Source organism: Duganella sp. AC237, from assembly GCF_979254035.1.
The window spans coordinates 1,783,278-1,807,948 of sequence record NZ_CEEDEW010000003.1 but is presented as its reverse complement, the minus strand read 5'-3'; the positions used below and the strand labels follow the sequence as shown (position 1 = coordinate 1,807,948).

The 24,671-nt window shown below is 61.1% G+C and carries 24 protein-coding genes and 1 other RNA gene; 13 read left to right on the top strand and 12 right to left on the bottom strand.

Features of this window, described 5'->3' with window-relative positions; translation table 11 throughout:
• Positions 1-5: 5 nt before the first annotated feature.
• Positions 6-2,711: a DNA gyrase subunit A gene (gyrA, locus tag AC0IYS_RS08415; RefSeq protein WP_471704734.1), complete on the bottom strand. Its 2,706-nt coding sequence runs from the start codon at positions 2,709-2,711 to the stop codon at positions 6-8.
• 452 nt (positions 2,712-3,163) lie between these two features.
• On the opposite strand from gyrA, the gene ompA reads away from it, so the two are divergent.
• From ompA to AC0IYS_RS08390, 5 genes are all read left to right on the top strand, one after another.
• The gene (gene ompA / locus AC0IYS_RS08410; RefSeq protein ID WP_471704733.1) at positions 3,164-3,877 is read left to right on the top strand and encodes an outer membrane protein OmpA; all 714 of its coding nucleotides are present in this window, start codon (positions 3,164-3,166) and stop codon (positions 3,875-3,877) included.
• 152 nt (positions 3,878-4,029) lie between these two features.
• The gene (gene ubiG / locus AC0IYS_RS08405; RefSeq protein WP_471704732.1) at positions 4,030-4,725 is read left to right on the top strand and encodes a bifunctional 2-polyprenyl-6-hydroxyphenol methylase/3-demethylubiquinol 3-O-methyltransferase UbiG; all 696 of its coding nucleotides are present in this window, start codon (positions 4,030-4,032) and stop codon (positions 4,723-4,725) included.
• A gap of 11 nt (positions 4,726-4,736) precedes the next feature.
• Complete coding sequence (locus tag AC0IYS_RS08400; protein ID WP_471704731.1) at positions 4,737-5,432, top strand: HAD family hydrolase; 696 nt, start codon at positions 4,737-4,739, stop codon at positions 5,430-5,432.
• A 167-nt stretch (positions 5,433-5,599) separates the two neighbouring features.
• Complete coding sequence (locus AC0IYS_RS08395; protein ID WP_471704730.1) at positions 5,600-6,637, top strand: hypothetical protein; 1,038 nt, start codon at positions 5,600-5,602, stop codon at positions 6,635-6,637.
• A 156-nt stretch (positions 6,638-6,793) separates the two neighbouring features.
• Entirely contained in the window at positions 6,794-7,909 is a 1,116-nt protein-coding gene (locus tag AC0IYS_RS08390) for a hypothetical protein (protein ID WP_471704729.1), read from the top strand.
• 16 nt (positions 7,910-7,925) lie between these two features.
• Here AC0IYS_RS08390 and AC0IYS_RS08385 read toward each other — a convergent pair whose 3' ends face one another.
• Positions 7,926-9,197, bottom strand: coding sequence for an O-acetylhomoserine aminocarboxypropyltransferase/cysteine synthase family protein (locus AC0IYS_RS08385; RefSeq protein ID WP_471704728.1), 1,272 nt, complete (start codon positions 9,195-9,197; stop codon positions 7,926-7,928).
• 288 nt (positions 9,198-9,485) lie between these two features.
• On the opposite strand from AC0IYS_RS08385, the gene AC0IYS_RS08380 reads away from it, so the two are divergent.
• Complete coding sequence (locus AC0IYS_RS08380) at positions 9,486-10,163, top strand: PEP-CTERM sorting domain-containing protein (protein WP_471704727.1); 678 nt, start codon at positions 9,486-9,488, stop codon at positions 10,161-10,163.
• 76 nt (positions 10,164-10,239) lie between these two features.
• On the opposite strand, the gene AC0IYS_RS08375 is transcribed toward AC0IYS_RS08380, so the two are convergent.
• Positions 10,240-10,632, bottom strand: coding sequence for a cupin domain-containing protein (locus AC0IYS_RS08375; protein ID WP_471704726.1), 393 nt, complete (start codon positions 10,630-10,632; stop codon positions 10,240-10,242).
• Positions 10,633-10,711: 79 nt separating this feature from the next.
• Positions 10,712-11,521 (bottom strand): AraC family transcriptional regulator, encoded by an 810-nt coding sequence (locus AC0IYS_RS08370; RefSeq protein WP_471704725.1) that lies wholly within the window; start codon positions 11,519-11,521, stop codon positions 10,712-10,714.
• A gap of 138 nt (positions 11,522-11,659) precedes the next feature.
• On the opposite strand from AC0IYS_RS08370, the gene AC0IYS_RS08365 reads away from it, so the two are divergent.
• Entirely contained in the window at positions 11,660-12,226 is a 567-nt protein-coding gene (locus AC0IYS_RS08365; protein ID WP_471708824.1) for a cysteine hydrolase family protein, read from the top strand.
• 116 nt (positions 12,227-12,342) lie between these two features.
• On the opposite strand, the gene AC0IYS_RS08360 is transcribed toward AC0IYS_RS08365, so the two are convergent.
• Genes AC0IYS_RS08360 through AC0IYS_RS08340 form a run of 5 tightly spaced genes read right to left on the bottom strand, consistent with a single transcriptional unit; the run spans position 12,343 to position 17,134 of the window.
• A complete protein-coding gene (locus AC0IYS_RS08360) occupies positions 12,343-12,942 on the bottom strand; it encodes a flavin reductase family protein (RefSeq protein WP_471704724.1) in 600 nt (199 codons plus the stop codon).
• Between the two features lie 55 nt (positions 12,943-12,997).
• Positions 12,998-13,987 carry an SLAC1 family transporter gene (locus AC0IYS_RS08355; RefSeq protein ID WP_471704723.1) on the bottom strand — a complete coding sequence of 330 codons (990 nt, stop codon included), beginning with the start codon at positions 13,985-13,987 and terminating at the stop codon, positions 12,998-13,000.
• 11 nt (positions 13,988-13,998) lie between these two features.
• Positions 13,999-15,558, bottom strand: coding sequence for a 2Fe-2S iron-sulfur cluster-binding protein (locus AC0IYS_RS08350; RefSeq protein ID WP_471704722.1), 1,560 nt, complete (start codon positions 15,556-15,558; stop codon positions 13,999-14,001).
• A 24-nt stretch (positions 15,559-15,582) separates the two neighbouring features.
• Positions 15,583-16,554, bottom strand: coding sequence for an alpha/beta fold hydrolase (locus tag AC0IYS_RS08345; protein ID WP_471704721.1), 972 nt, complete (start codon positions 16,552-16,554; stop codon positions 15,583-15,585).
• A gap of 34 nt (positions 16,555-16,588) precedes the next feature.
• Positions 16,589-17,134 carry a carboxymuconolactone decarboxylase family protein gene (locus AC0IYS_RS08340; RefSeq protein WP_471704720.1) on the bottom strand — a complete coding sequence of 182 codons (546 nt, stop codon included), beginning with the start codon at positions 17,132-17,134 and terminating at the stop codon, positions 16,589-16,591.
• Positions 17,135-17,249: 115 nt separating this feature from the next.
• Between AC0IYS_RS08340 and AC0IYS_RS08335 the strand changes: the two genes are divergently transcribed.
• Complete coding sequence (locus AC0IYS_RS08335; RefSeq protein WP_471704719.1) at positions 17,250-18,149, top strand: LysR family transcriptional regulator; 900 nt, start codon at positions 17,250-17,252, stop codon at positions 18,147-18,149.
• A 77-nt stretch (positions 18,150-18,226) separates the two neighbouring features.
• On the opposite strand, the gene AC0IYS_RS08330 is transcribed toward AC0IYS_RS08335, so the two are convergent.
• Entirely contained in the window at positions 18,227-18,718 is a 492-nt protein-coding gene (locus AC0IYS_RS08330; protein WP_471704718.1) for an STY0301 family protein, read from the bottom strand.
• A 386-nt stretch (positions 18,719-19,104) separates the two neighbouring features.
• On the opposite strand from AC0IYS_RS08330, the gene AC0IYS_RS08325 reads away from it, so the two are divergent.
• The 4 genes from AC0IYS_RS08325 (at position 19,105) to AC0IYS_RS08310 (ending at position 21,812) form a co-directional block, all read left to right on the top strand.
• Entirely contained in the window at positions 19,105-19,914 is an 810-nt protein-coding gene (locus AC0IYS_RS08325) for a DUF6088 family protein (RefSeq protein WP_471704717.1), read from the top strand.
• 3 nt (positions 19,915-19,917) lie between these two features.
• Complete coding sequence (locus AC0IYS_RS08320; RefSeq protein ID WP_471704716.1) at positions 19,918-20,952, top strand: nucleotidyl transferase AbiEii/AbiGii toxin family protein; 1,035 nt, start codon at positions 19,918-19,920, stop codon at positions 20,950-20,952.
• Between the two features lie 64 nt (positions 20,953-21,016).
• Positions 21,017-21,229: a DUF6434 domain-containing protein gene (locus AC0IYS_RS08315; protein ID WP_471704715.1), complete on the top strand. Its 213-nt coding sequence runs from the start codon at positions 21,017-21,019 to the stop codon at positions 21,227-21,229.
• 331 nt (positions 21,230-21,560) lie between these two features.
• Positions 21,561-21,812 carry a hypothetical protein gene (locus AC0IYS_RS08310; RefSeq protein ID WP_471704714.1) on the top strand — a complete coding sequence of 84 codons (252 nt, stop codon included), beginning with the start codon at positions 21,561-21,563 and terminating at the stop codon, positions 21,810-21,812.
• Between the two features lie 403 nt (positions 21,813-22,215).
• Here AC0IYS_RS08310 and ssrA read toward each other — a convergent pair.
• Positions 22,216-22,545: a transfer-messenger RNA gene (ssrA, locus tag AC0IYS_RS08305) on the bottom strand.
• 39 nt (positions 22,546-22,584) lie between these two features.
• Here ssrA and AC0IYS_RS08300 point away from each other — a divergent pair.
• The gene (locus AC0IYS_RS08300) at positions 22,585-23,835 is read left to right on the top strand and encodes an IS256 family transposase (protein ID WP_471708806.1); all 1,251 of its coding nucleotides are present in this window, start codon (positions 22,585-22,587) and stop codon (positions 23,833-23,835) included.
• A gap of 294 nt (positions 23,836-24,129) precedes the next feature.
• On the opposite strand, the gene AC0IYS_RS08295 is transcribed toward AC0IYS_RS08300, so the two are convergent.
• Positions 24,130-24,615, bottom strand: coding sequence for a hypothetical protein (locus AC0IYS_RS08295; RefSeq protein ID WP_471704713.1), 486 nt, complete (start codon positions 24,613-24,615; stop codon positions 24,130-24,132).
• Between the last annotated feature and the right edge of the window lie 56 nt (positions 24,616-24,671).

The window sequence follows — 24,671 nt, the reverse complement described above, 5'->3', positions numbered from 1 at the left end:
TGCGCTTATTCCGCCGGATTGTCGTCCGCCGGGGTGTCGTCGGCCGCCGGAGCGTCTGCCGGCGCGTCGGCCACCGGTGCATCGACAGGCTTGCCGTCCGGACCAGGTTCCAGCTCTACTTCGTCGATGTCGGTTTCGACCACGCGCTGCAGGCCGGACAGCTTGGTGCCATCCTCCACCGCGATCAAGGTCACGCCTTGCGTGGCGCGGCCCATCTCGCGGATCTCCGCCACGCGGGTGCGAATCAGCACGCCGCCGGTGGTGATCAGCATGATCTCGTCGGTCGGCGTGACCAGGGTCGCCGCCACCACCTTGCCGTTACGCTCGGAGGTCTGGATCGCGATCATGCCCTTGGTGCCGCGGCCGTGACGGGTGTACTCGATGATCGGCGTACGCTTGCCGAAGCCGTTCTCGGTTGCCGTCAGCACCGACTGCTGCTCGTTTTCCGCCACCAGCAGCGCGATCACGCGCTGGCCTTCGTCCAGGTTCATACCGCGCACGCCGCGGGCGTTGCGGCCCATCGGACGCACGTCGTTCTCGTCGAAGCGCACCGCCTTGCCGGAGTCGGAGAACAGCATCACATCGTGCTCGCCGTCGGTCAGCGCGGCGCCGATCAGGAAGTCGCCCTCGTCCAGGTCGACCGCGATGATGCCGGCCTTGCGTGGATTGCTGAAGTCCTTCAGCGGCGTCTTCTTCACGGTACCGAGGCTGGTCGACATGAAGACGTAGTGGTCTTCCGGGAAGGTCCGGTTCTCGCCCGACAGCGGCAGGATGACGGTGATCTTCTCGTTGTCGGCCAACGGGAACATGTTGACGATCGGCTTGCCGCGCGAGTTGCGCGAGCCTTGCGGCACTTCCCACACCTTGAGCCAGTACATGCGGCCACGGTTGGAGAAGCACAGGATGTAATCGTGCGTGTTGGCGATGAACAGCTGGTCGATCCAGTCTTCCTCTTTGGTCGCCATGGCCTGCTTGCCGCGTCCACCGCGCTTTTGCGAGCGGTATTCGCTGATCGGCTGCGCCTTCATGTACCCGGTGTGCGACAGGGTCACCACCATGTCCTGCGGCGTGATCAGGTCTTCGGTGCCCAGATCGGTGGCGTTCATCTCGATGTTGGAGCGGCGCGGATCCTTGGCGCGATCGCCGAATTCGTTGACCACGTGGGTCATCTCGTCGGTGATGATGGTGGTGACGCGTTCCGGCTTGGCCAGGATGTCCAGCAGGTCGGCGATTTCGGCCATCACGTCTTTGTATTCGTTGACGATCTTGTCCTGTTCCAGGCCGGTCAGGCGCTGCAGGCGCATTTGCAGAATTTCCTGCGCCTGGTCGTCGGACAGCTTGTACATGCCGTCGGCTTGCATGCCGTAGTGCTTCGGCAGGTGCTCCGGACGGAAGGCGTCGATGCCGCCGATGGTGTCACCCTCGCCGGTACGGGCCAGCATCTCGCGCACCAGGGACGAATCCCACGAACGGTCCATCAGGCCCGTCTTCGCGACCGGCGGCGTTGGCGCGGCCTTGATGATGGCGATGAAATCGTCGATGTTGGCCAGTGCGACCGCCAGGCCTTCGAGCACGTGGCCGCGTTCGCGCGCCTTGCGCAGTTCGAACACGGTGCGGCGCGTGACCACTTCGCGGCGGTGCGACAGGAAGCACTGCAGCATCTCTTTCAGGTTCAGCAGGCGCGGCTGGCCGTCGACCAGCGCCACCATGTTCATGCCGAAGGTGTCCTGCAACTGGGTCTGCTTGTACAGGTTATTCAGCACCACTTCCGGCACTTCGCCGCGCTTGAGCTCGATGACCACGCGCATGCCCGACTTGTCGGACTCGTCGCGGATGTCGGAAATGCCTTCGAGCTTCTTGTCGCGCACGTTCTCGGCGATACGCTCGAGCAGCGACTTCTTGTTGACCTGGTACGGCAGCTCGTCGACGATGATGGCCGTGCGGCCGCCGTCCTTGCCGTACTCTTCATAGTGGGTCTTGGCGCGCATCACCACGCGGCCGCGGCCGGTGCGGTAACCGTCGCGCACGCCCGACACGCCGTAGATGGTGCCGCCGGTCGGGAAGTCCGGCGCCGGGATCAGCTCGATCAGCTCGTCGATCGAGCAGGTCGGGTTGCGCAGCACGTGCAGCGCGCCGGCGATCACTTCGTGCAGGTTGTGCGGCGGAATGTTGGTGGCCATGCCGACCGCGATGCCGGACGAGCCGTTGATCAGCAGGTTCGGGATGCGGGTCGGCAGGACGGTCGGCTCTTTTTCCTTGCCGTCGTAGTTGGGCTGGAAGTCGACGGTGTCCTTGTCGATATCAGCAAGCAACTCGGCGGAGATCTTGTCGAGGCGGCACTCGGTGTAGCGCATCGCCGCCGCGCCGTCGCCGTCGACGGAGCCGAAGTTACCCTGGCCGTCGACCAGCATATAGCGCAGCGAAAAGTCCTGCGCCATGCGGACCAGCGTGTCGTAAATCGAGGCGTCGCCGTGCGGGTGGTACTTACCCATCGTCTCGCCGACCACGCGGGCGCACTTGACGTAGGGACGGTTCCACACGTTGTTCATTTCATGCATCGCGAACAGAACCCGGCGGTGCACCGGCTTCAAGCCGTCGCGCACGTCCGGCAAGGCGCGGCCCACGATCACGCTCATCGCGTAATCGAGGTAGCTCTTGCGCATCTCTTCTTCGAGGGAAATAGGGATTGTTTCTTTTGCGAATTGATCCATTGGCGGGTCGACTGATCTTTGACTGTGGGTTATCTTTTAAGCAATGTATGCCGCACTTACTGCACTCCTGCCCTCCCTTTCCTAATTGGAAGGGCAAGCGTGCGATTTTAGCATGCGGGCCGCGCAACTAACACAAATTGGCCGCCGGCCCAGCACCCATGCCTTGTGTGCGCTACTTCACGCGTTGTAACACCATGTAATATTGATGACACATTACTCAATTATTATCGACAATCACGTTGCAACAAAACAACATTTTGGTCGGACGCGACTCGGCGCCATGTTGGCGCCTTTTCACGCCCCCGGATCGCTTGTGGCAAAATGATTTAGAAGTTAATTGCTCGTTTCGCAATCGGGAGACAGGCGTGACGCCCCTGCGTGGTAGAATTCGGCCCACGTAATATACGTCGCGCAGTTTTTCTGCGGATATCACCCCCGAAAGGAAGAAAAATATGAAAAAACTTATTTCGATGTTGGCCGTGTCGGCAGCTTTCGCCGGCTCGGCAATCGCCCAGACCCCAACCCCTACCGCGCCACCATACGCGCCAGTCACCCAAGACATCAAGGCTGCTACGCCTAAGAGCGCCTACGTTCAGGATTCGCGCGGCGTGATCGCCCGTGACCCGTTCGGCCTGTGCTGGCGCACCGGCTACTGGACCCCGGCCGATGCCGTGCCAGGTTGCGACCTGCCACTGTGCGTTGAGCCAGAGAAACTGGAAAACGGCAAGTGCGTAGCACCGCCGCCACCACCGGTTGAAGCGCCTGCGCCGGCCCAGCCAGCTCCGGCCCCAGTGCCAGTGCCAGTGCCAACCGCGCAAAAAGTAAGCTTCGCCGCTGACGCGTTCTTCGATTTCGACAAAGCCGTGCTGAAGCCAGAAGGCAAGTCGAAACTGGACGACGTCACCTCGAAACTGAGCTCGATCAACCTGGAAGTCATCATCGCCGTCGGTCACACCGACTCGGTCGGTTCGGATGAGTACAACCAGAAGCTGTCGATCCGTCGCGCTGAAGCCGTTAAAGCCTACATCATCTCCAAAGGCGTCGACGCTAACCGCGTGTACACCGAAGGCAAAGGCGAGAAACAGCCAGTTGCAGACAACAAAACTGCAGAAGGCCGCGCTAAAAACCGTCGCGTAGAGATCGAAGTCGTCGGTACCAGCAAGTAATAAATTGCTGATGCACGTCGCCGAGCCGGCGCCCATGCGTTAAGAAATTAACGCTACGGTGCCCTCGCCGCACAGAAACCCCGCCCCGGCGGGGTTTTTTTATGCCCGCTGCTTTAGAATAGCGAATACTTTTGTCACGGAACACCGAGCCCATGAACGCCGATCCATTAGAACTACAGAAATTCTCCGACCTGGCCCACCGCTGGTGGGATCCGACCTCGGAGTTCCGCCCGCTGCACGAGATCAACCCGCTGCGCCTGGAATGGATCAACGCGCGCGTGCCGCTGGCCGGCAAGAACGTCATCGACATCGGCTGCGGCGGCGGCATCCTGAGCGAATCGATGGCGCGCAAGGGCGCCACCGTCACCGGCATCGACCTGTCGGAAAAAGCTTTGAAGGTAGCCGACCTGCACAGCCTGGAGTCCGGCGTGCAAGTGCGCTACAAGCTGGTCGCGGCCGAGGAGATGGCGGCGCAGGAGCCTGGCCAGTTCGACGTCGTCACCTGCATGGAGATGCTCGAGCACGTGCCGGACCCGGCAGCCATCGTGCGCGCCGCCGCCGCGCTGGTCAAACCGGGCGGCCATGTATTCTTCTCGACCCTGAACCGCAATCCGAAGTCATACCTGTTTGCCATCATCGGCGCCGAATACGTGCTGCGCATGCTGCCGCGCGGCACCCACGACTACGATAAATTCATCACGCCGTCCGAACTGTCGCAGTTCGTCCGCAGCGCCGGTCTCGATCTCAAGGGTTTCAAGGGCCTGGGCTACAATCCGCTGACCAAGATTTATTCCCTGAACGAAGACACCAGCGTCAACTACCTGGTTGCCACCACCCGTCCGCTCTGATCGATCCGCCCATGACTACCGCACTGCCGGCGCCGCGCGCCATCCTGTTCGACCTCGACGGCACCCTGGCCGACACCGCCCCCGACCTGGCCGCTGCCGTCAACCTGCTGCGCACGGCGCGCGGGCTGGAACCGACCGCCTATGAACTGTTGCGCCCGACCGCTTCGGCCGGCGCGCGCGGCATGATCGGCGCCGCCTTCGGACTGAAGCCGGGCGACGATGGCTTTGCCGAATTGCGCGAAGGTTTTTTCGACAACTACCAGGCGGCCATGGCGGTGCACAGCACCTTGTTCCCGGGCATCGTCGATCTGCTGGCCGGCATCGAGGACGCGGGGCTGCAGTGGGGCATCGTCACCAACAAGCCGGCGCGGTTCACCGATCCGCTGCTGCCGCAGATCGGGCTCGGGCACGCGGCCTGCATCGTTTCCGGCGATACCACGGCGCACGCCAAGCCGCATCCGGCGCCGTTGCTGGAAGCGGCGACGCGCCTCGGCCTGCCGCCGCAGCAGTGCTGGTACGTGGGCGACGACTTGCGCGACATCCAGGCCGGCCAGGCCGCCGGCATGCCGAGCATCGGCTGCGGCTGGGGCTATTGCGGCCCGGTCGAGCCGCTCGGCTGGAAGGCCGACCTGGTGCTGGACACGCCGGAACAACTGCTGGCGTTGATGCGCTCGGCCATGGCCGATAAGGCCCAATTGGCGGCGTAATGCCGTATGGCCGCTTCCATGAATCCATTTAAATAAACTTGTTGCTCAAATCGCTTGACAGGTATAGTCTTCGAGTTACTGCGTAGAAATACTTATTTCCATTAAACCAATCAACGCTTGATGGAAAGAGGAGCAGCGGACACTTCTCCACTCTTCGTCAGGCCATCATGATCAACCCTGAACAGGCTGCCCCATACCCGCAGCCCTACCCCGAACAGTTCGCCGATTTCGACGTCCACCAGTTGCCGGAGCATACCAACGCGCCGCAAAGCTGGATGGTCACCGTGGCCGACGCCCGCTACCACTGGTACGACCTGATCGCGGGCTTCCCGGAACGCCCCGACATCCGCGACCCGGTCGGCCGCTACCAGCGCCGCATGCAGTTCGAACTGGAGGCGGTGGCCGAAAAACACCATCTGTTCTTTGCCGTCACCCGCCCGCGCGTGCGCTTCGATACCGCCGCCGCCGTGCAATGGGGATTCTTTTCGCTCAAGCTGACATTGCCGCTGCTGGTCGGCGGCGGGCAGGCCAAAGACAGCCTGACGATCGAGCTGACGGTGCCGTTTGCCGCCACGCTGAAAAAGCCCACGGTGACGATGACGCCGACCTTCGTCACCCTCAACTGGGGCGGCCTGATCGAGGCGTTCTCGATCCATGACATCCTGCAGACCTATCCCAACCACCTGTCCGCGCCCAGCCGCGTGTTCCACGTCGGCCAGACCCGCGACCCCGATGCGCGCCTGTCCAGGGCCAGGCTGCCGGCGCTGCAAAAACTGCACGCCCAGCTCGGCGACGACGTCGACACCCTGCTGCTGGTGCAGAGCATGAACGTGCACGTGATTTGCGACGAGGGCGACGCCGCCGACCTGCCCTGCAACGCCGATCCCCGCGCCGCCGAGGCGCTGCGGGCCGAACGCATGGACATCGTCGAGGCGGCGCTGATCCGCCATTTCGAGGCTGCCGGCGCGCGCGGGCTGACTTTGGCGCAGCGCAAGCTGGGCTGCGAACGGTTGGCAGAAGTGCAGCAAATGAATAATCTTGTGCAATTCACCATCGACCTTGAACTGCCCGAGGTTGGCAACTACGACAAGCTGTGCTCGGACCAGGTGGCGCCGGCGCCGTCCCACCTGCTGAGCTGCTTCATCGCCGACGGCGAGGCCAGGGTGGCCGCGATGCCGGTGCCGCCGGCGAATGGCAAACGCTAGGACGGCGGGCCAGCCCCACCTGCGGGGTGTGAGAATGTGTGACTATTTAGCCGTTTTCCGGAATTGCCAGGTGGAAATGTCACCGGGAACGACTATACTATAGTCATTAAAAGTCCCAACAAACGACCGATTAAACGAGACCCTGGAGTGCGCATCATGACGAGCGATTACCCGACCCTAATCGCCGACGACTATCCCGACCCTAGCCCGGAAGAACTGGGCATAGGCGAACTGTTTGCCGAATCGCCGGAACCATTCCACGATCTGGTGGCGCCCCCGGCCGACGCGCTGGACGACTTGCTGCCGTTGCTGCCCCAGCGCAGCGCGTCGCCGCAAACCTGGGTGGTCACTGTCGCCGACGCGAAATATCACTGGTACGACCTGGTGGCCGGCTTTCCCGAACGGCCCGATATCCGCGACCCGGTCGGACGCCAGCTGCGCCGCATCCAGTTCGACCTGGAAGCGACGATGGAAAAGCGGCTGATCTATTTCGCCGTCAACCGTCCGCGCGTGCGCTTCGATGTCAACGGCAAAACCAGCTGGGGCTTTTTCTCCCTCAAGCTGACCGTGCCGATCGTGGTCGGCGCCGAGGAAAAACGCGACAGCATCACCATCGAACTGACCGTGCCGTTCGCGGCCACGCTGAAGAAGCCGACCGTGGTCATGACCGACCGCTTCATCACGCTCAACTGGGGCGGCCTGATCGAGGCGCTGTCGATTCACGACGTGCTGCAACAGTATGAGAACGACTTGCGCTTCCAAAGCAAGGTGCAATATGTCGGCCAGACCAAGGACGCGGCCGGCCGGCTGGCGCGCGGGCGCCTGGCGGCGGTGCAGAAGATCCACCAGATCAACAACGAAGACAACGACATGCTGCTGTTGATACAGCGCATGAACGTCGAGGTGCTGTCCGACGACGGCGATCCGGTCGACATGCCGGTCAACCAGAACGCCATCGCGGCCGACCTGCTGCTCAAGGACCGCGTCGACATCATCGAATGCGCGCTGATCCGCTACTTCGAGGGGCCGCAGATGCACGGCCGCAGCGCCAAGGAGGCGGAAGTGCGCAAGCAGCGGGTGCGCGAGGTGCACGCGACCAACCATCTGGAGAGCTTCCGCATCGACCTGCGCCTGGAGGAGACCGGGCCCTACCACGACCTGTTCTCGCAGCACGCGCCGGTGTCGCGCAGCCATGTCCTCGACTGCGCCATCGTCGACGGCGAGGTGATCGTCACGCGCGTGCCCGACAAGGTCAAGCCGGACAAGAAATAGCGCCTCCGCCGGCGCTTCAGACGGCGGCCAGCGCCTGCTCCAGATCGGCCAGCAGATCGTCGATGTGCTCGATGCCGATCGACAGGCGCACCGTATCGACCGTCACGCCGGCCTTGGCGAATTCCTCCTCGTTGAGCTGGCGGTGCGTCGTCGAGGCCGGGTGGCAGGCCAGCGATTTGGCGTCGCCGATGTTGACCAGGCGCGTGAACAATTGCAGCGCATCCTGGAAGCGCGCCCCGCCCTCCACACCGCCCTCGACGCCGAAGGTGAGCACGCCGGACGGCCTGCCGCCCAGATACTTGAGCGCCAGCGCATGGTCGCGATGCTGCTCCAGCCCGGCGTAATTGACCCACTTGACCTTGGCGTGGCCGCTGAGGAATTCAGCCACCGCGCGGGCGTTGTCGACGATGCGCTCCATGCGCAGCGCCAAGGTTTCTATCCCCTGCAAGATCAGGAACGCGTTGAACGGCGAAATCGCCGCGCCGGTGTTGCGCAGCGGGACCACACGCGCTCGGCCGATGTAGGCGGCCGGCCCCAGCGCCTCGGTGTAGACCACGCCGTGGTAGGACACGTCCGGCTCGTTGAGCCGCCGGAAGCGCTGCTTGTGCTCGGCCCACGGGAACTTGCCGGAATCGACGATGGCGCCGCCGATCGAATTGCCGTGCCCGCCCAAGTACTTGGTCAACGAGTGGATCACGATGTCGGCGCCGTGCTCGAACGGGCGCAGCAGGTACGGCGTGGCCACGGTGTTGTCGACGATCAGTGGCACGCCATGCTTGTGGGCGATCGCGGCGATCTGTTCGATATCGGTGATGTTGCCCAGCGGGTTGCCGATCGACTCGATGAACACGGCCTTGGTGCGCTCGTCGATCAAACCCTCGAACGAGGCCGGGTCGCGGGCGTCGGCAAAGCGGGTGGTGATGCCGAACTGCGGCAAGGTGTGTGCGAACAGGTTATAGGTACCGCCGTACAAGGTGGCGGCCGAGACGATGTTATCGCCGGCCTCGGCGATGGTCTGGATCGCGTAGGTGACGGCGGCCTGCCCGGAAGCCAGCGCCAGCGCCGCCACCCCGCCCTCGAGCGCGGCGATGCGCTGCTCGAGCACGTCCTGGGTGGGATTCATGATGCGCGTGTAGATGTTGCCGGGTACCTTGAGGTCGAACAGGTCGGCGCCGTGCTGGGTGTCGTCGAACGCGTAGGCGACGGTTTGATAGATCGGCACCGCTACCGCGCGCGTGGTGGGGTCCGGTTTATAGCCGCCGTGGACGGCCAGGGTTTCCAGTTTCATCGCTCCTCCATGTGAATGATCGTGCAAGCCTAAGTTGAATAGAGTGCCACGCCCACGAATCATTCCGCATTTATAAATGCATATTTTGCATTCTTGCCGGCTATGGGCGCGCTTTGAGAGTTCATTTTCCGCCAGATGACTTTGCCATATAGCAATCAAAGTATCTTTAAAGCAGCTAACGTGATAAGCTTTGGCAAATAGCATGACACTTGCTCAAAGAAACCCAACCAATTGTTTCCGGCGCGCAATTACACCGTAATCGTTTACTCTTTTTTGGGACAATTTGACATGAAATTCAAGACTCTTTCGACGGCCGCAACCTTGGTACTGTTGATGTCTGGAGGCGCCGCCATGGCTGCCGCCGGCGGTAACGGCAAGGGCAACAATGGCAACGGCAAAGGCAACGGCGGCAGCACCACGCCGGTGGTGACCAAGCCGGCGACCGACAAGCCAGCCACCACGCCTGTGATCACCCTTCCACCGTCATCGACATCGTGCGCCGGTGCCAGCATTTCCGTGGCCGGCGCCAGCTGCATCGGCTTCGTCAGCGGCAATCTGAACGGCAACAAGCCGAGCCTGACCGAGATCAACAGCAACCTGGGCGTGTGGGGCGTGCACCTGACGGAAGCCGTGGCATCGACGTCGATGCTGTCCGGCCTGACCGGCAACACCATCAACTTCGCTCAACAGCTGTACGGCGACACCATCGTCAGCATCCACTACGGCAACGTCACGGATGTCCTGGGTAACAAACAGAACAACGTCACCGCCTTCTACCGCTTTGACGCTGGCCAGGGCGCCGGTGTGGACAGCTTCACGACCGCGTTCAACTCGCTGTCGAACGCCACGCTGTACTCCACGGGCAAGGCGCCCGTGTCGGCGGTTCCGGAAGCGGAAACCTACGCAATGATGCTCGCCGGCCTGGGCTTGATGGGCGTGGTCGCGCGTCGCCGCAAGCAGAAATAATCGTCGCTTCGGCGGACGGAAAATCAAAGGCCCGGTGCTAGCGCATCGGGCCTTTTTCATTGGTTGTTCGGTTCGCCTAGATCCATACGTCATTGATGGCGGTACGGTCGCTGGTTTCCTCCTCGCCTGTATTGAGCACGCCGCGCGGCTCGATCAACAGCAGTTTCACCTCGCCTTCGGCCGACGGCTTGTGCTCCACGCCCTTTGGCACCACCACCATTTCGCCCTGCGACACCAGCACGTGGCCGTCGCGGAAATCGATGCGCAAGCGCCCTTCCAGCACGATAAACGTCTCGTCGGTGGCGGCATGGGCGTGCCAGATAAAGTCCCCCTGCAGCCTGACGATCTTGAATTGGTAGTCATTCATTTCCGCGACCACCTTGGGTGCCCACTGCTCGGAAAATAAACTGAATTTCTCCGCGAAATTAATGGTGTGGATGGCGTGCGCCGCCGTCTGCTCGGTATGCATTGGATTCGTCCTGTTGCTGATTGGGGAGTGCCCAGCGTACGCAAAACGGGACGTCATTTCTTGTACGATTGTGCAAACGTCAGCCGGCGCGCATTTTCAGCCAGCGCGCTGGCGACAAGCCATAGGTCTTGCCGAAATGGCGGGTCATGTGGCTTTGATCGGTAAAGCCGGCAAGCAATGCCGCGCCCACCAGCGGCTGGCCTTGAAGCAGCAATGAGCGCACCAGGTCGAGGCGGCGCATGGTCAGGTAGCGGTACGGCGAGGTGCCGAACAGCAGCCGGAAATCGCGCGACAGGCTCCAGCGGTCCCGCCCGCTGTGGCGCTCCAATTGCTCCAATGTCACGCTGCGTTCCAGGGAACCATGGAGGAACTCGCGCGCCAGCTCGGCGGCGCGGTAGTCGAATGGCTGCTTCGAGCTGGGCGGCGCCGACACCGCGCTCAGCGCATGGGCCAGATCGAACAATGCGTCGTCTTCCTCAAGCGCGTCGAGCGGCGCGTCCAGACTGCGCAACAACATTTCGCTGGCCGCGTACAGCCTGGGATCGGCGCTGATGCCGTGCTGGATGAAAGGCAGCGCGCGCCCGCCAAGGATCTGCTGGATCAGCGAGGGTTCAATGTACAGCATGCGGTAGCGGAAGCCGGCGTCGGTCCCCGCCTCGCCGTCGTGCAACTCGTCGGGGTGCAGAACGATGGTGGCGCCCGGGACGCTGTGTCGCTGCCCGCCCCGGTAGTGGAAACTTTGCACCCCGGCCAGGGTGCGACCGATGGCATAGGTGTCGTGGCGGTGCGGCTCGTAGCCGTGGCCCGAGAAGAACGCTTCGATGCGCTCCGTGCGGCCCGTCTGCGGCGCGCGCACGATCCAGTCGCCGGCCCGTTTGGTCTTGCTCACGGCGCAGGCTTTGAGAAAGTGGCGACGTTCATTCGCGGTCCATCGTCGGGTTGGGAGGAACCCGGAATTCTACTCTTTTCCGATATTGTGATCGAGCTACAATCGACCTTTACGCTTTCCCAGATCTGGAGCAACACTATGCAAGTAAGCACGGCGGCACTGATCATCATCGATATGCAAAAAGGCATGGCCGATCCGGCGGCCGGCACGCGCAACAACCCCGAGGCGGAACAGAATATCGAGGCCTTGCTTGGCGCTTGGCGGACGGCGGGTTCCACGGTTATCCATGTCAGCCACATTTCGAGAACGGTTGGTTCGCTGTTTTGGCCCGGGCAAGTTGGGGTCGAGTTTCAGGAACGATTGGCTCCTTTGCCGGACGCCTACGTGATCGAGAAAAATGTACCCGACGCCTTCATCAACACCGGGTTGGAGCGCTGGCTGCGCGTGCGCGGCATCAGCGAACTCGTCATCGTCGGCGTGAGCACCAACAACTCGGTGGAGGCCAGCGCGCGGACGGCGGGCAACCTCGGCTTCGCGACCCATGTCGTGGCGGATGCGTGTTTCGCGTTTGCCAAAGCCGATTACGCGGGCACGCCACGCAGCGCCGAGGACGTGCGCGCCATGGCGTTGTCCAACCTGGACGGCGAATACGCGACCATCGTCCAGACCCGGGATGTGCTCGATGCGTTTGAAACCGCTGCGTGATGCGCATCGCCCTCGGCGGGGCGGGAGCGATACGTTTGTACATGCGCAGTTGACGTCGAGGGGGCTGGAATGGATTGCTGCGAATCCGCAGGCCCTCCCAACACCGCCCCTAGCGGTTAGGTCCCCGGATTGGTGGCTTTGCCGGTATCGGCAAGCACTGATTCCCCGATCGCATAGAACTGGCCGCCGGCGATGTAATGCAAACTGCGCAGGGTCGGATCGGCTTTGTCGAATTCCCAATGGCCGTTGCGGAACACGCGGTCGTCGGCCCAGGCTTCCACTACTTCCCCAATGAACAAGTCGTAGGTCTGCTGGATGTGCGGCTCGGGGATCACCTTGCAGATCAGCCAGGCCGAGCATCCGGAGACCAGTGGCATACCGTGTTCACCGGCGCGAAATAATTCGATCCCGCATGTTTTCAGCTTGTCCGGCGCGTCGGCCAGGCTCAGATTGCCAACGTCGTAGGTCAGCTGGACTTGGCCCACGTTGGGCACCTGTAGCGCGAAGTAGCCGCTGCCCTCCACCAGACCGCGCGTGCTGGTCGCCTTGTCCAACACCAGCGTCACCTTGGGCGGAGCGAAATCCAGCGCGCAAGACCAGGCCGCCGCCATGATGTTATCCACACCATCGTGCGAGGCCGACACCAGCACCGTCGGCCCGTGATTGAGCAGCCGATATGCCTTTTCCAGTTCAACTGCCACCATATGTTCGTTCATTTTTACTCCCGCTAATACTCAGCAGGAGATTATGCATCGGATCGGAACTGGCTGCTCACGCCAGCGTCTGCAACTCACCTTTGACGACAGCACTCAACGTCCGCGCCGCGAAGACAGCGATGCAAACGGTCGTCGTTGCCAGCAACAGCAGAGCGAGGCCATCTGCAACAATATGATGCGCGTGGCCCGCGTATCGCAAGGCGGCCAAGGTGGCGGCCGCCAGCGGGAAGCTGGCCGCCCACCACGACAGCCGGAACGGCTGTTCCGCAACCAGCACCCGCAACCGGCCGGCGACGATCGCGAGCGCGAAGAACATCACCATGACCAAGCCTTCGGCAAACAGATCGACCTGCCCGGTTGTCGCGATGTAGGCCGAGAAGCCGACACTGAACGGCGCGCTGAGCAGCAGCAACGTCGGCTGCAGCGGCGCGGGCATCGCATCCTCGCGCATCAAGCGGGTCAGCACCATGCCCAGCAGCGGCAACCCGAACACAAGACCGACCGCGACCGAAAACACCATCACGCCGTGCATCGACGATTGCCAGCCGAGCGCGGGCAAGGCCAGCGGCACGTCGAGCAGGCCGACGACAGGAATCAGGAGCGCGGGCGTGATCACGGCTTGCTTTTCCCTCAGCCAGCGGCCGGTGATCGATAGCGAAAACACCGCCATGCCGACGGCGCCGGCCACCCACAGCATGCGCGCGGCGGCGAGCTGGAACGGCGCCAGCAGAATCGGCAGCAACAGCAAGGTGATCAGCGGTGTGCCGAACAGGTTGCCGGCGACGGGGTGGGCGAATTCGCGGCGTACCGCGTCGAAGCCGTTCCAGGCCTTGATCGCATAGCCCGCGCCCACCGCAACAAAGGCCAATAGCGCAGCCACCGCCAGGCCGTCGCCGATCCAGGCCGGCACGCCGAAGCGCTCGGCGGCCAGACGCCAGGCCGCCGCCAAGCCGATGCTGCCCATGACGGCGCCAAACAGCCCGACCGGTATATAGTGAAGCGTACTGCTTGGGACGGCATCGGCCGCCGGATGTGTTGCGTTCATGGTCGTGCTCCTTAAAGGTCTAGTTCGAGCGTGTCGCCGCTGGCGCGCGAGACGCAAATGCACATGTGATCGGCGCGATCCTCGTCGCTCAGCGCGTTGTCGCGGTGTTCCGGCGTGCCGGCCAGTACCTTGACGCGGCAGGTGCCGCAGTTGCCGATCCGGCAGGAGGCTGGCGCATCGACGCCGGCGGCCTCCACCGCCTCGAGAATGCTGGCGCTGGCCGGTACTTCGATCACCTTGCGGCTGCGCTTCAAGGTCACGATGACGGGCCGGTTGACGGCGCGCGCATCGGCCGCGAAGCGTTCGATCAGGACGCGCACGCCCAGGCGCTTGGCGGTTTCGGTCACTGCGTCGAGCAGGCGCGCCGGGCCGCAGGCGACGGTGACGCCCTCGCCTGCCATGACCGTCTCGAGCGACAGGCGCCGGCCTTCGTCGGCGGCGTACACGACCAGGCGTGGTCCCAGTTCGCGTTCGAGCTGGTCGAGGAACGGCGCTTGCCGGCGCGACCGCACGGCGTAGTGCAGCACGAAGTCGCGATGTTCGGCGATCAAGGTATGCGCCATCGCCTTGATCGGTGTGACGCCGATGCCGCCGGCGATCAGCACCACCGCGCCGTCGGCCGGCAAGGCGAAATCGTTGCGTGGCAGCGAGCAGCGCAGCAGCATGCCAAGGTGGTATTCCGCATGCACGCTGGCCGAGCCGCCCTTGCCTTCTTCCTCGCGCAGCACGGCGATCTCATAGACGCCGGGCTGCGCGGGATCGGAGGCGATCGAATAGCTGCGCGTGGCGGCGCTACCATCGGCCAGCAGTACCGGCACGTCGATGTGGGCGCCAGCTTGGACCGCCGGCAAGTGGCCTCCATCGAAGCTTTTCAGTTCGTAGGCGCGCACCTGCGGCGTCAGCTGCCGCACGCCGCTGACCACCAGCGCCAGCGGGCCATCGCCCAATTCGCTCAAAGGTTGCTTGGCGGCGCTCGCGGCCAGTTGCTCCTTGAGACGCTTGACTTGCGCGTACAGCGGCGCCGTCATGGTGTTGATTTCGGTTTCGGTGAAGCGCGGTGTGATGTGCTGCGGGCAGTTCCAGTCGTAGCCTTCGACGGTGATCACGAAGGCGCGTTCGATGCGCGCCGCATAGCCGGGCGTGCGCAGCCGTTCTATCAACTCGGCATCGTCGGCGGCTTCGACCAGCCGCACGCGGCCAATAATCTTCAGGCGCATCTGGTTGGCGTAATCCATCACGATGATGGAAATGCGGTCGTCCTTTTGCAGGTTGCCCACGCTGAGGTATTGCACATTGCCGCGAAAGTCGGCGAAGGCGACGGTCTTCGGATCGAGGACTTTCAGGAAGCCGGCCGGGCCACCGCGATGCTGCACATACGGCCAGCCCGTCTCGCTCACCGTGGCCTGGTAAAAATGGTCGGCCTGGGCGATGAACTCGGCCTCCATGCGGCCCAGGCGGTCGGCCCGGTTGGTCATCAGGTCGAAGCCTTCGTACTGCTCGCGGCTTCCCATGCGTTCCTGCATGGCGCGCACGTTCGGGGTAAAGGTGATGTCGGAAAATGCGCGGCCCATGATGGCTCCTGATAAAAGTGAGGTTTAGCGTTTGACGTTGCGGCCGAGGAACTCGCGCATCAGCTTCGCGATCTTGTCGCCTTCTTCTTCGAGGGCAAAGTGGCCGGTGTCGAGCAGGTGCAGCTCGGCTTTCGGCAGGTCGCGCAGGTAAGGCGTGGCCCCGGCCGCCGGGAAGATCTTGTCGCCCTTGCCCCAGACGATCAGCATCGGCGGCTGGTGTTTGCGGAAATACGCTTGCCACTCGGGATAGCGCGGCGGATTGGTGCCGTAGCTGTAGAACATTTCTATCTGAACGTCCTTGTTGCCGGGACGGTCCAGATAAGCCTGGTCGAGCATCCACGCGTCGGGGCTGACGTTGACGTCCGGCTTGCGGAAGCCTTCGGTGTATTGCCACTTGGTGCCGCCGATCTCCAGCAGCGGACGCAGCTTGGCGGCCTTGGCTTCGGTTTTGTCTTTCCAGTACTCCTTGACCGGTTGCCAGAACTCGTTATCCAGCCCTTCGTCGTAGGCGTTACCGTTTTGCACCACGATCGCCGTGACCCGTTCCGGATGGGCGGCGGCCAGGCGGTAGCCGATCGGCGCGCCATAGTCCTGCACGTAGAGCGCATATTTCGTCAGGCCGAGCTGGCTGGTCAGTTTGTCGATCACCTTGGCCTGGTTGTCAAAGCTGTAGGTGAACTTGTCCATTGGCGGCTGGTCGCTCTGGCCATAGCCCGGATAGTCCGGCGCGATCACATGATAGCGGTCGGCCAGTTGCGGAATCAGGTTGCGGAACATCTGCGACGAGGTCGGGAAACCGTGCAGCAGCAACAAGGTCGGCGCGTTTTTCGGGCCGGCTTCGCGGTAAAACACTTTCACGCCGTCGATGCTGGCCGTGTGGTAGCTCACGGCGGTCGAGGCGGCGGGTGTGGCAGGCGCGGCGCTGGCGGCGGCGGTGACGGCAACGAAGCCGGCGGTGACGGCCAGGCGGGCCCAGACGGAAGAGGACGAGTTCATGGCGATGCTCCTAGAGATGGAATGGGTGGGGGAATCAGGCGGCCAGTTTCAGGTCCACTTGCGGGAAGTCGATGTCGACTTTGCTGGCCTTGCCAAGGATGTTGGTCAGGAAGTTCATACCGACGTGGGTAATGATTTCCACGATGTCGGCATCGGTGAAGCCGGCGCTGCGCAGTTGGGCGATTTCGATGGCGCTCACATCGCCCTTCTTCTCCATCAAGCTGGTCGCGAATTGGACGGCCAGGGCCGCTTGCGCGTCTTCGCTGGTGCCGTGCCGGGCGGCGTTGATTTCGTCGCCGGTCAGTCCGCTCTTGCGGCCGATGGCGGTGTGCGCCGAGACGCAGTATTCGCAGCCGTTTTGCTGGGCCAGCGCCAGGGCGATGCGTTCGCGGGTTTGATGGTCCAGGCTGCCGGCGCCAGCCACGCCGTACAGGCCCAGGAAGGCGCGCAGGGCTACGGGCGAGTTGGCGAATACTTTAAGGAAGTTCGGCACCATGCCGAGTTGGGCCTGGATGGTGTCCAGCAGGGCTTGTTGTTCGGCGTTGGCGTTGCTGCTGTCGATGATGGTGATGCGGCTCATGGTGTTCTCCTTGGGTGGTTGACGAAGTGTTATCCAGCGAATACAGTTTGATTGTTTTGTCATCCAATTAGAATCCTTAGAACCCGCAATGAACCATTCCTGAAAGTGGAATAATATGGATCGGCTCTACACCATGTCGATATTCCTGGCCGTGGTCGACGAAGGCGGCTTCGCCCCGGCCGCGCGCAAGTTGCGGATCTCGCCGCCGGTGGTGACACGGGCGGTGACGGAGCTCGAGGAAACGATGGGCGTGCGCCTGCTGACGCGCACCACGCGGATGGTGCGCTTGACCGATGTGGGCGCGCGGTATGCGGCGGACTGTCGCCGCATCCTGGCCGACGTGTCCGATTCCGAGCAGGCGGCGACCGGCACGCACGGGGAGCCGCGCGGTAGGCTGGTGATCACGGCGCCGGTGTTGTTCGGCGCCATGTATGTGACGCCGGTGGTGACCGAGTATCTGCGCCGCTATCCGGAAACCGAGGTTGAATGCCGCTTCGTTGATCGCGTGGTCAACATGATGGATGAAGGGATCGATGTGGCGATCCGCATCGGCCAGTTGCCCGATTCGAGCTATCAGGCGGTTCGGGTGGGCCAGGTGCGGCAGGTGGTGTGCGCGTCGCCGGCTTACCTTGAGGCGCGCGGATTACCGCTGACGCCGGAGGAGCTGGGCGGACATGACATCGTGCTGGCTAACGCCGTCACCGCATCGCCCGACTGGCGCTTCGAGTTCAAGCGCCAACCGGTGGTCGTGCGAGTGCGTCCGCGCCTTACCAGTACCAGCAATGACGCGGCCATCGGGGCGGTGGTGCGGGGATTTGGCATGACGAGGGTGATTTCCTATATGGTCGCGCCGCATCTGGCGGCGGGACGACTCAAGACTGTGCTGACGCAGTATGAGTCGGCACCGGTGCCGGTTAGCGTGGTGCACCATGAGGGGCGCCGTTCGACGACCAAGGTGAGGGCCTTTATCGACCTCGCGGTGTCGTTGTTGCGCGCCGAGGGTGCTTTCAACTAATTGGCGCAACTCGCGTATCAGAACAGGTCTGATATGTTCTGATGCGATCGGAAATGCGGCCGTGGCTTCTCATGCAGTCATTTGCAATCGATTTTGATATCGTTCTGCCCGACATGTTTGCCTTTACGGGAGGTGATGACGCAGGCATTCGTGTCATCCGGAAGTTGTCGAGCAAGTGTCACTTGGTCGGACTCACCATAAGTGCATGATAGCCATTTGCCATGAGGAAATTTACCATCAAGTTGATAGGTGTAAACCAGTTCATGTTTGCGGCTTGACTGCTTGTAGTCAGAGAGCTCACCCAATTTTTCAGGCGGACCATCCATCAGAGCGGCGCCATGCAAGTACAGGGGTGAACCCGTGAACGTAATCCAACCTTTGGGGGTGTCCACCAGCTGTATGGACTTTTTGGCGATGAAGGCAAACGAGGGCCACACATTGATGACTACCGACCAGCGGTTGGTCTTTGAGGTCTGCTGCATTGGGATAAACGTACGACATTCCATCCTCCTGAGAAGAATCGGGAAAGTCCAAACGTACGTTCTGTTGACCATCAGCTCTTTGAACATTGGCAAACTCAACGCTACCGGAGCGGTGGAGCTTGAGCCGCCTCAATCGAGGTATTGGGGAAGCATGTGAGTGCGTCGGCATGGCGATGCATAAAAAAGCCCCTGCGCTTTCGCGTCGGGGCTTCCTAGTATTCAGTGGGACGGCGTCAATAGAATCGGCACCTCGCGTCATAGGGGAAAGCGCGAAAAACGGTGCCATTGGCTAGCCCAGTTACCCCGAAAACGCACCCACTACGTCGCGGGTACCGTGAGCGCTGACTATGCATGAGCCAGCTCATGCATAGTCCAGCTGTGCGGCATGGCGACGCACGACCAGTCTGCGGGGCAGGTCGATGCGTACAGGCTACGGTGCAGTCGGCCGGTCAGCGCGCAGTTAGGAGCAAGCCATGTTTTCGCTTCGCTCAAACGTGGCTTGCCCTGCGGGGCTTGTCTCGCTGCGCTCGCCCAACTGCAACTCGCTACGCTCGCCAAAGGCTCTTAAATCATCGTTCCGGATTGCCTTGTCCGAAAAACGTGCTATATTTTCTGACATGCGCACCAATTCCCCCTCCGACGGCCGAAGCCGAACCGCTCAGCAAACGCCGCCTTCTCACGGCAGCGTGGATGCGGCTATCCGGGCCGAGATAGCGGCAAGCGAAGCGGGGAAAGTCTTCAGTCCCGTTGATTTTCTCCACTTGGGTAGCCGTGCGGCCGTCGATAAGGTGCTCTCGCGTTTAACAGCCACTGGGAGACTTCGTCGAGTGGCCCGAGGACTGTACGACGTGCCACGCACGCACGCGATTCTGGGACCGCTATTACCGTCGGCCGACGATATCGCGAAGGCGATCGCCGGCAAAGGAAGTCTGCGCCTGCAGCCCTCTGGCGCGTACGCCGCCAATCTACTGGGGCTTACGGAGCAAGTGCCGATGAAGCTGGCCTTCCTGACCGATGGCGTCTCGCGCACCGTGCATATCGGCAATCAGAGCATTCTGCTGAAGCACACTACACCTCGCAATATGGCGACTGCCGGTCGCATCAGCGGACTAGTGATCCAGGCATTGCGACATTTCAAACAGACGCATATCGATGACGAGGTAGTCGCTAAGCTCAGAGCCAGATTAACCGCCGAGGACAAGGCCGTGCTGCTGGCCGATGCATCGCTGGCCCCCGTATGGATTGCAGATGTCATGCGACGGATAGCGCAGGACAAGGATTGAGCCATGCAAGAGTTTTTGAAATTGCCCAAGGAAGACCAGAAGCTGGCCATTGAGCAGACCGCTGCCCGCAATGGCTGGGTGGCCTCCGGTGCGGAAAAGGACTTCTGGGCGTGCTGGACTTTGGAACAGCTGTTTGCGCTGCCAGAGCTCATGAGCCATTTAACCTTCAAAGGCGGAACATCGCTGTCAAAGGCATGGGGTCTGATCGACAGATTCTCCGAGGATATCGACTTAACCATCGGGCGCGATGCGCTCGGTTTTGGCGGCGAGAATAGCCCTGAGCGGGCACCGAGCGCAAAACAGCAAGCGAAACGGCTCAAGGCGCTACGTGACGCATGCGGGACGTTCGTAAGAAACACGTTGCTGCCTAGGTTGAGCGATTGCTTCATTACGCGACTCGACGGCGAGGGTTGGCAACTTACCTTGGACTTAGATGACCCTGATGGCCAGACGCTGCTCTTCTTTTACCCTACTCACTTCGGCGGACAGCAGGTGCGTTATGTTCGCCCCATCGTCAAGATCGAGTTCGGCGCCAGATCTGATCCGTGGCCTGCACATGAGCGGCCAGTACGTCCTGTCATCGCCGAGGTATTCCCGCAGCTGTTCACCCAGCCAGAAACGATCGTCCACGCCCTGGCCCCAGAGAGGACTTTCTGGGAAAAGGTAATGCTGCTGCACGAGGAAACGTACAGACCAGCGGACAAGCAAAGACGGCCTAGGATGGCGAGGCATTACTATGACGTGTACCGACTGATCCAAGGCGGTATAGCGGCTAAGGCGGTCGAGGACGTCGATCTGTTCAAACAGGTACTGGCGCATCGAAGCGTCTTTTTTGCGCAGAGCTGGGTCGACTACCACGCAATGGCACCGGAAACATTACGTCTATTACCATTGCCAAATCAAGAACAAAGCTGGCGGCTGGACTACGTAGCGATGCAAGCGGAAATGTTTACAGAGGAGCCGCCGGAGTTCGATGCAGTGCTTGATCTCATACGTCGATTCGAACATGCGACGCGCGGATCGCACAACACAGAGTAAGTGATAACGGCCGGGTTCGGCCAGAAGCAGCCGCACACCTCATCAATATTTGGAGAGATTGGACATGAAGTTCGATTGGCATGGCGGAGAAATTTCGCGTACAACGGAAATCGATTCTGAGTACAAGAACACGCAAAACGTTCGGCGTTTTCTTTCCCACCAGTGTGGGCCAGATTTCAAGTTCGACCGCGAACTCATGGCGTGGGTGCGCAACGGCATTGCGAAGAACATGGGCGACGTGGCGGACGAATGGACGCGTCGTATAAAGCGCGGCTGAGTTAGCGCAAGGATTGGAAGACCAGGTACGTATCGAATTGCCACCTGGGCATATTTTATATGGGCTTACCTTAAAGCTTTTAGCGCGCGGTAATGGCGATGATGCCCTGTTTGAGCTTCTGGATGGCAGCGGTCGAGTTGCAGACGTCCATCTCACTTGGTCAAAAAGTCAGGAGCGCTTGCCATGGCCAGGGACAGACATTTATAGCAATCTAAAAGAATGGTGCGAACAAGTTATGGTCCCTGAGCACACGGAGTGGCAGGATTAAGAGCGCAACGGTTTCTGACAGAATCCGGCCAAGAGCAGCCATTTGAGTTTTTTGGAGAAATGTATGAAGTTTTTCCTGATAGTGATAATTCTAGTTCTATCTTTAATCTTGGTTACACAAGTCGCGCTTTGGTTGCAAATGAAAAAAATGCGTCATGCTGGCAATTATCCACGGCGGGGCAATGCTGTGATGGCCGACGTGGTACGTTTGCTAGATGACAATAAGCGCATCTGGGCTATTCGCTGTTATCGTGAGGTCCACACGTGTAGTCTTCGTGAAGCGAAGGATGCGGTGAAGGCTCTTTCCAAAATGTGATAGCTCATTGGCCTCGCCTTCGCCTCCAAATAAAAAGACTCTTACCGGGTGTTCGTTTGCTGGCCGGATTGACCCACGCGTTTGCCACGAACACAGGGCTTCGAAAACTGGCCTCTTGGCTTGAATCGGCAGCTGACGAGCCGTTTTAACACTCGAAAAGGAGCGCCGCTTGATGCACATCATGCCCGTAGAGATCGCCTCCCCCGGGGAAGGGGCAGCTGCGCGACGACCGGGGTAATTGGGGTAACTCCAACCCACCGGCGGCCATTACCCCAAGCCCCTACCCCATATTGCCGCCGGATGTTGGAGGACCTCCCCGGACGTTCCCGGACGGCCGCTCATAGTAAAAAACCCGCTCGGAGGCGGGTTTTTGTACTACTTGAGGCTGCTTGAAACAAATAGGTGGTGGAGACGGCGGGAATCGAACCCGCGTCCGCAAGCACTCCACAGACAGTTCTACATACTTAGCACTATCATTTAATTTAACCAGTACAACACGGACGTGCACGTTTTGGACTAGCGATTCACCTTAGATTTAGCGCTGATCGAAGTGACCCCTCACAGCGCGAGTCCCTGTAAATGACTCCACAGCTTTTAACGGCCCACCCCAGGGACGAGGTGTTGTGGAGCTAACAGCAATTAAGCTGCCAGTGCGTACGAGTTATCGTTTGCAGTTAAGTTTTTCTGGGTGTATTTACGAGAGCCTGTAAGAATTTCTGTGTGAACCGGGGTCATGAAATAATACCGAAAGGGATGTTCCATGACCGACACGATGACCACGAAGAAACCTCGCAAAAAGAAAGAGCCATATCCATTCCCAGTTGAGCTGATCGACCAACTGCTGGCCCAGGTTCAGGACAAGAACGCCGAGTCGATCCTCGGTGAGACTGGCTTAGCTGGCCAGCTCAAGAAGATGCTGGCGGAGCGAATGCTGGCGGCCGAATTGACGCATCACTTGGCCAACGAGGACGCGACCAGCAAGAATCATAGAAACGGCACCACGCCCAAGAAGGTGCTGGCACCGGGCGGAGAGCTGCACCTCGACATTCCACGTGACCGGCTGTCCAGCTTTGAGCCGCAATTGGTGGCCAAAGGCCAGCGGCGCATGCCGGGCTTCGATGATCATGTGATCAGCATGTATGCGCGCGGCATGAGCGTGCGCGAGATCCAGGGACATCTGCTGGAGTTGTACGGCACCGAGGTGTCGCCGATGCTGATCTCGACCATCACGGACGAGGTCATTGAGGAAGTGACCCAGTGGCAGCAGCGTCCGTTGGAGCCGATGTATCCCATCGTCTACTTCGACGCGCTGCGCTTGAAAATCCGCGACGAAGGCACAGTCAAGAATAAGGCGGTCTACCTGGCGTTGGGCATACGCGCTGACGGCCGCAAGGAAGTGCTGGGGCTGTGGATCGAGCAGACCGAGGGCGCCAAGTTCTGGTTGAAGGTGTTTAACGAGCTCAAGAACCGTGGGCTGGACGATATCCTGATCGCCGTCGTTGACGGCCTGCGCGGCTTCCCTGAGGCCATAGAGGCCGTCTATCCTCAGGCACAAATCCAGACCTGCATCGTGCACCTGATCCGCAACTCGACCACGTTGGCGTCGTGGAAGGACCGCAAAGAACTGGCGGCGGCTCTGAAGCCGGTCTACCAAGCCGCCAATGCCGACTTGGCTGCAGCGGCGCTGGACGAGTTTGAGGCGGGGCCGTGGGGGATGAAATTCCCGACCGTCGCAGCCATGTGGCGGCGCCAGTGGCAGCAGGTGATTCCGTTCTTTGCCTACCCGCCGGAGGTGCGCACCATTATCTATACCACCAACGCCATCGAGAGCCTGCATATGCGTCTGAGGAAGATCGTCAAGAACCGTGGGCACTTCCCCAGCGACGAGGCAGCGACCAAACTGCTGTTCCTGGCCTTGCGCAATATCGAAAAAGATTGGAAGATGCCGCAGCGGACTTGGAAGCTGGCGGCCAATCAGTTTGCCATCATGTTTGGCGAACGCTTCACGAACGCGATTAACTAAAACCCGGCCCCGCACACACAGAATTTCTTACACGTCCATTTACGAGGTAACCAGCCCTCGGTATGCCCTGCTCTGCTTTGCAACCCACGTCGAAACCAGGTCGTCCCCACAGACCTCCATTCTAGCGCACTTTGCCTCTGCACGCATGCTCATTCGGAACCCGGTCAAACGCCTGTCACATTCGCCCGATATGATGGCTCCAGTTCTCACACAGAACGACCAATTAGCGCCTCCCGGAGGCGGCTACTACCGGCGCCGGCGGTCGGGAAATATACCGGCACCAATTTCCTTCAATTACACAATGTGCGCAGCGCGGGCGAACAGCCCAGCGGTCGCCAGCAGGCTGGTGATCATCAGACCTACCAGCCAGCGGAACTGCGTGTGACTTTCGGCCTTAAATGCATCGATACGAGCTGTCGTCTCCCGATGAAAATCGAAAATGCGCGCATTTTGCGCCGTGAGATTATCAGATGCTTCCCTGCGCGAGTCATCAATCCGCGCCAGCGTCTCCTTGTGCAACATATCCATTCGAAGATGCAATGCGTCTATACGGGCGCTCGTATCTCTACGTTCTTCGAGAATTCGGTCCGTGGTCTCCTGACGCAATCGATCAATACGCTCGGTCGTCTCCCGTCGCAACTCGTCGATGCGCGCGTTCACCCCGGCAAAACCTTCGCCGACCTCACGCCTCAACATTTGCATCTCGCTTTCCATCTCACTATCCTCGTCGGCGCGATCGCCGGTGTCAAGCACAGCCATTGCTGCAGATGTCTTGGTCATCGCTCGCTCCCTCTCCATCCACCAGCCTATGCCGCCTACTCGTTAATCCTTTGATC

What these genes read in the sequence shown, in the direction of transcription:
- AC0IYS_RS08310 (WP_471704714.1), top strand. Translation starts at nt 21,561, where the DNA reads ATGAAGTTTTTCCTGATAGTGATAATTCTAGTTCTATCTTTAATCTTG.
- AC0IYS_RS08400 (WP_471704731.1), top strand. Translation starts at nt 4,737, where the DNA reads ATGACTACCGCACTGCCGGCGCCGCGCGCCATCCTGTTCGACCTCGAC.
- gyrA (WP_471704734.1), bottom strand. Translation starts at nt 2,711, where the DNA reads ATGGATCAATTCGCAAAAGAAACAATCCCTATTTCCCTCGAAGAAGAG.
- AC0IYS_RS08380 (WP_471704727.1), top strand. Translation starts at nt 9,486, where the DNA reads ATGAAATTCAAGACTCTTTCGACGGCCGCAACCTTGGTACTGTTGATG.
- AC0IYS_RS08395 (WP_471704730.1), top strand. Translation starts at nt 5,600, where the DNA reads ATGATCAACCCTGAACAGGCTGCCCCATACCCGCAGCCCTACCCCGAA.
- ompA (WP_471704733.1), top strand. Translation starts at nt 3,164, where the DNA reads ATGAAAAAACTTATTTCGATGTTGGCCGTGTCGGCAGCTTTCGCCGGC.
- AC0IYS_RS08350 (WP_471704722.1), bottom strand. Translation starts at nt 15,558, where the DNA reads ATGGGCCGCGCATTTTCCGACATCACCTTTACCCCGAACGTGCGCGCC.
- ubiG (WP_471704732.1), top strand. Translation starts at nt 4,030, where the DNA reads ATGAACGCCGATCCATTAGAACTACAGAAATTCTCCGACCTGGCCCAC.
- AC0IYS_RS08360 (WP_471704724.1), bottom strand. Translation starts at nt 12,942, where the DNA reads ATGAACGAACATATGGTGGCAGTTGAACTGGAAAAGGCATATCGGCTG.
- AC0IYS_RS08345 (WP_471704721.1), bottom strand. Translation starts at nt 16,554, where the DNA reads ATGAACTCGTCCTCTTCCGTCTGGGCCCGCCTGGCCGTCACCGCCGGC.
- AC0IYS_RS08390 (WP_471704729.1), top strand. Translation starts at nt 6,794, where the DNA reads ATGACGAGCGATTACCCGACCCTAATCGCCGACGACTATCCCGACCCT.
- AC0IYS_RS08355 (WP_471704723.1), bottom strand. Translation starts at nt 13,987, where the DNA reads ATGAACGCAACACATCCGGCGGCCGATGCCGTCCCAAGCAGTACGCTT.
- AC0IYS_RS08295 (WP_471704713.1), bottom strand. Translation starts at nt 24,615, where the DNA reads ATGACCAAGACATCTGCAGCAATGGCTGTGCTTGACACCGGCGATCGC.
- AC0IYS_RS08325 (WP_471704717.1), top strand. Translation starts at nt 19,105, where the DNA reads ATGTTTTCGCTTCGCTCAAACGTGGCTTGCCCTGCGGGGCTTGTCTCG.
- AC0IYS_RS08300 (WP_471708806.1), top strand. Translation starts at nt 22,585, where the DNA reads ATGACCACGAAGAAACCTCGCAAAAAGAAAGAGCCATATCCATTCCCA.
- AC0IYS_RS08320 (WP_471704716.1), top strand. Translation starts at nt 19,918, where the DNA reads ATGCAAGAGTTTTTGAAATTGCCCAAGGAAGACCAGAAGCTGGCCATT.
- AC0IYS_RS08375 (WP_471704726.1), bottom strand. Translation starts at nt 10,632, where the DNA reads ATGCATACCGAGCAGACGGCGGCGCACGCCATCCACACCATTAATTTC.
- AC0IYS_RS08365 (WP_471708824.1), top strand. Translation starts at nt 11,660, where the DNA reads ATGCAAGTAAGCACGGCGGCACTGATCATCATCGATATGCAAAAAGGC.
- AC0IYS_RS08330 (WP_471704718.1), bottom strand. Translation starts at nt 18,718, where the DNA reads ATGTTCAAAGAGCTGATGGTCAACAGAACGTACGTTTGGACTTTCCCG.
- AC0IYS_RS08385 (WP_471704728.1), bottom strand. Translation starts at nt 9,197, where the DNA reads ATGAAACTGGAAACCCTGGCCGTCCACGGCGGCTATAAACCGGACCCC.
- AC0IYS_RS08315 (WP_471704715.1), top strand. Translation starts at nt 21,017, where the DNA reads ATGAAGTTCGATTGGCATGGCGGAGAAATTTCGCGTACAACGGAAATC.
- AC0IYS_RS08335 (WP_471704719.1), top strand. Translation starts at nt 17,250, where the DNA reads ATGGATCGGCTCTACACCATGTCGATATTCCTGGCCGTGGTCGACGAA.
- AC0IYS_RS08340 (WP_471704720.1), bottom strand. Translation starts at nt 17,134, where the DNA reads ATGAGCCGCATCACCATCATCGACAGCAGCAACGCCAACGCCGAACAA.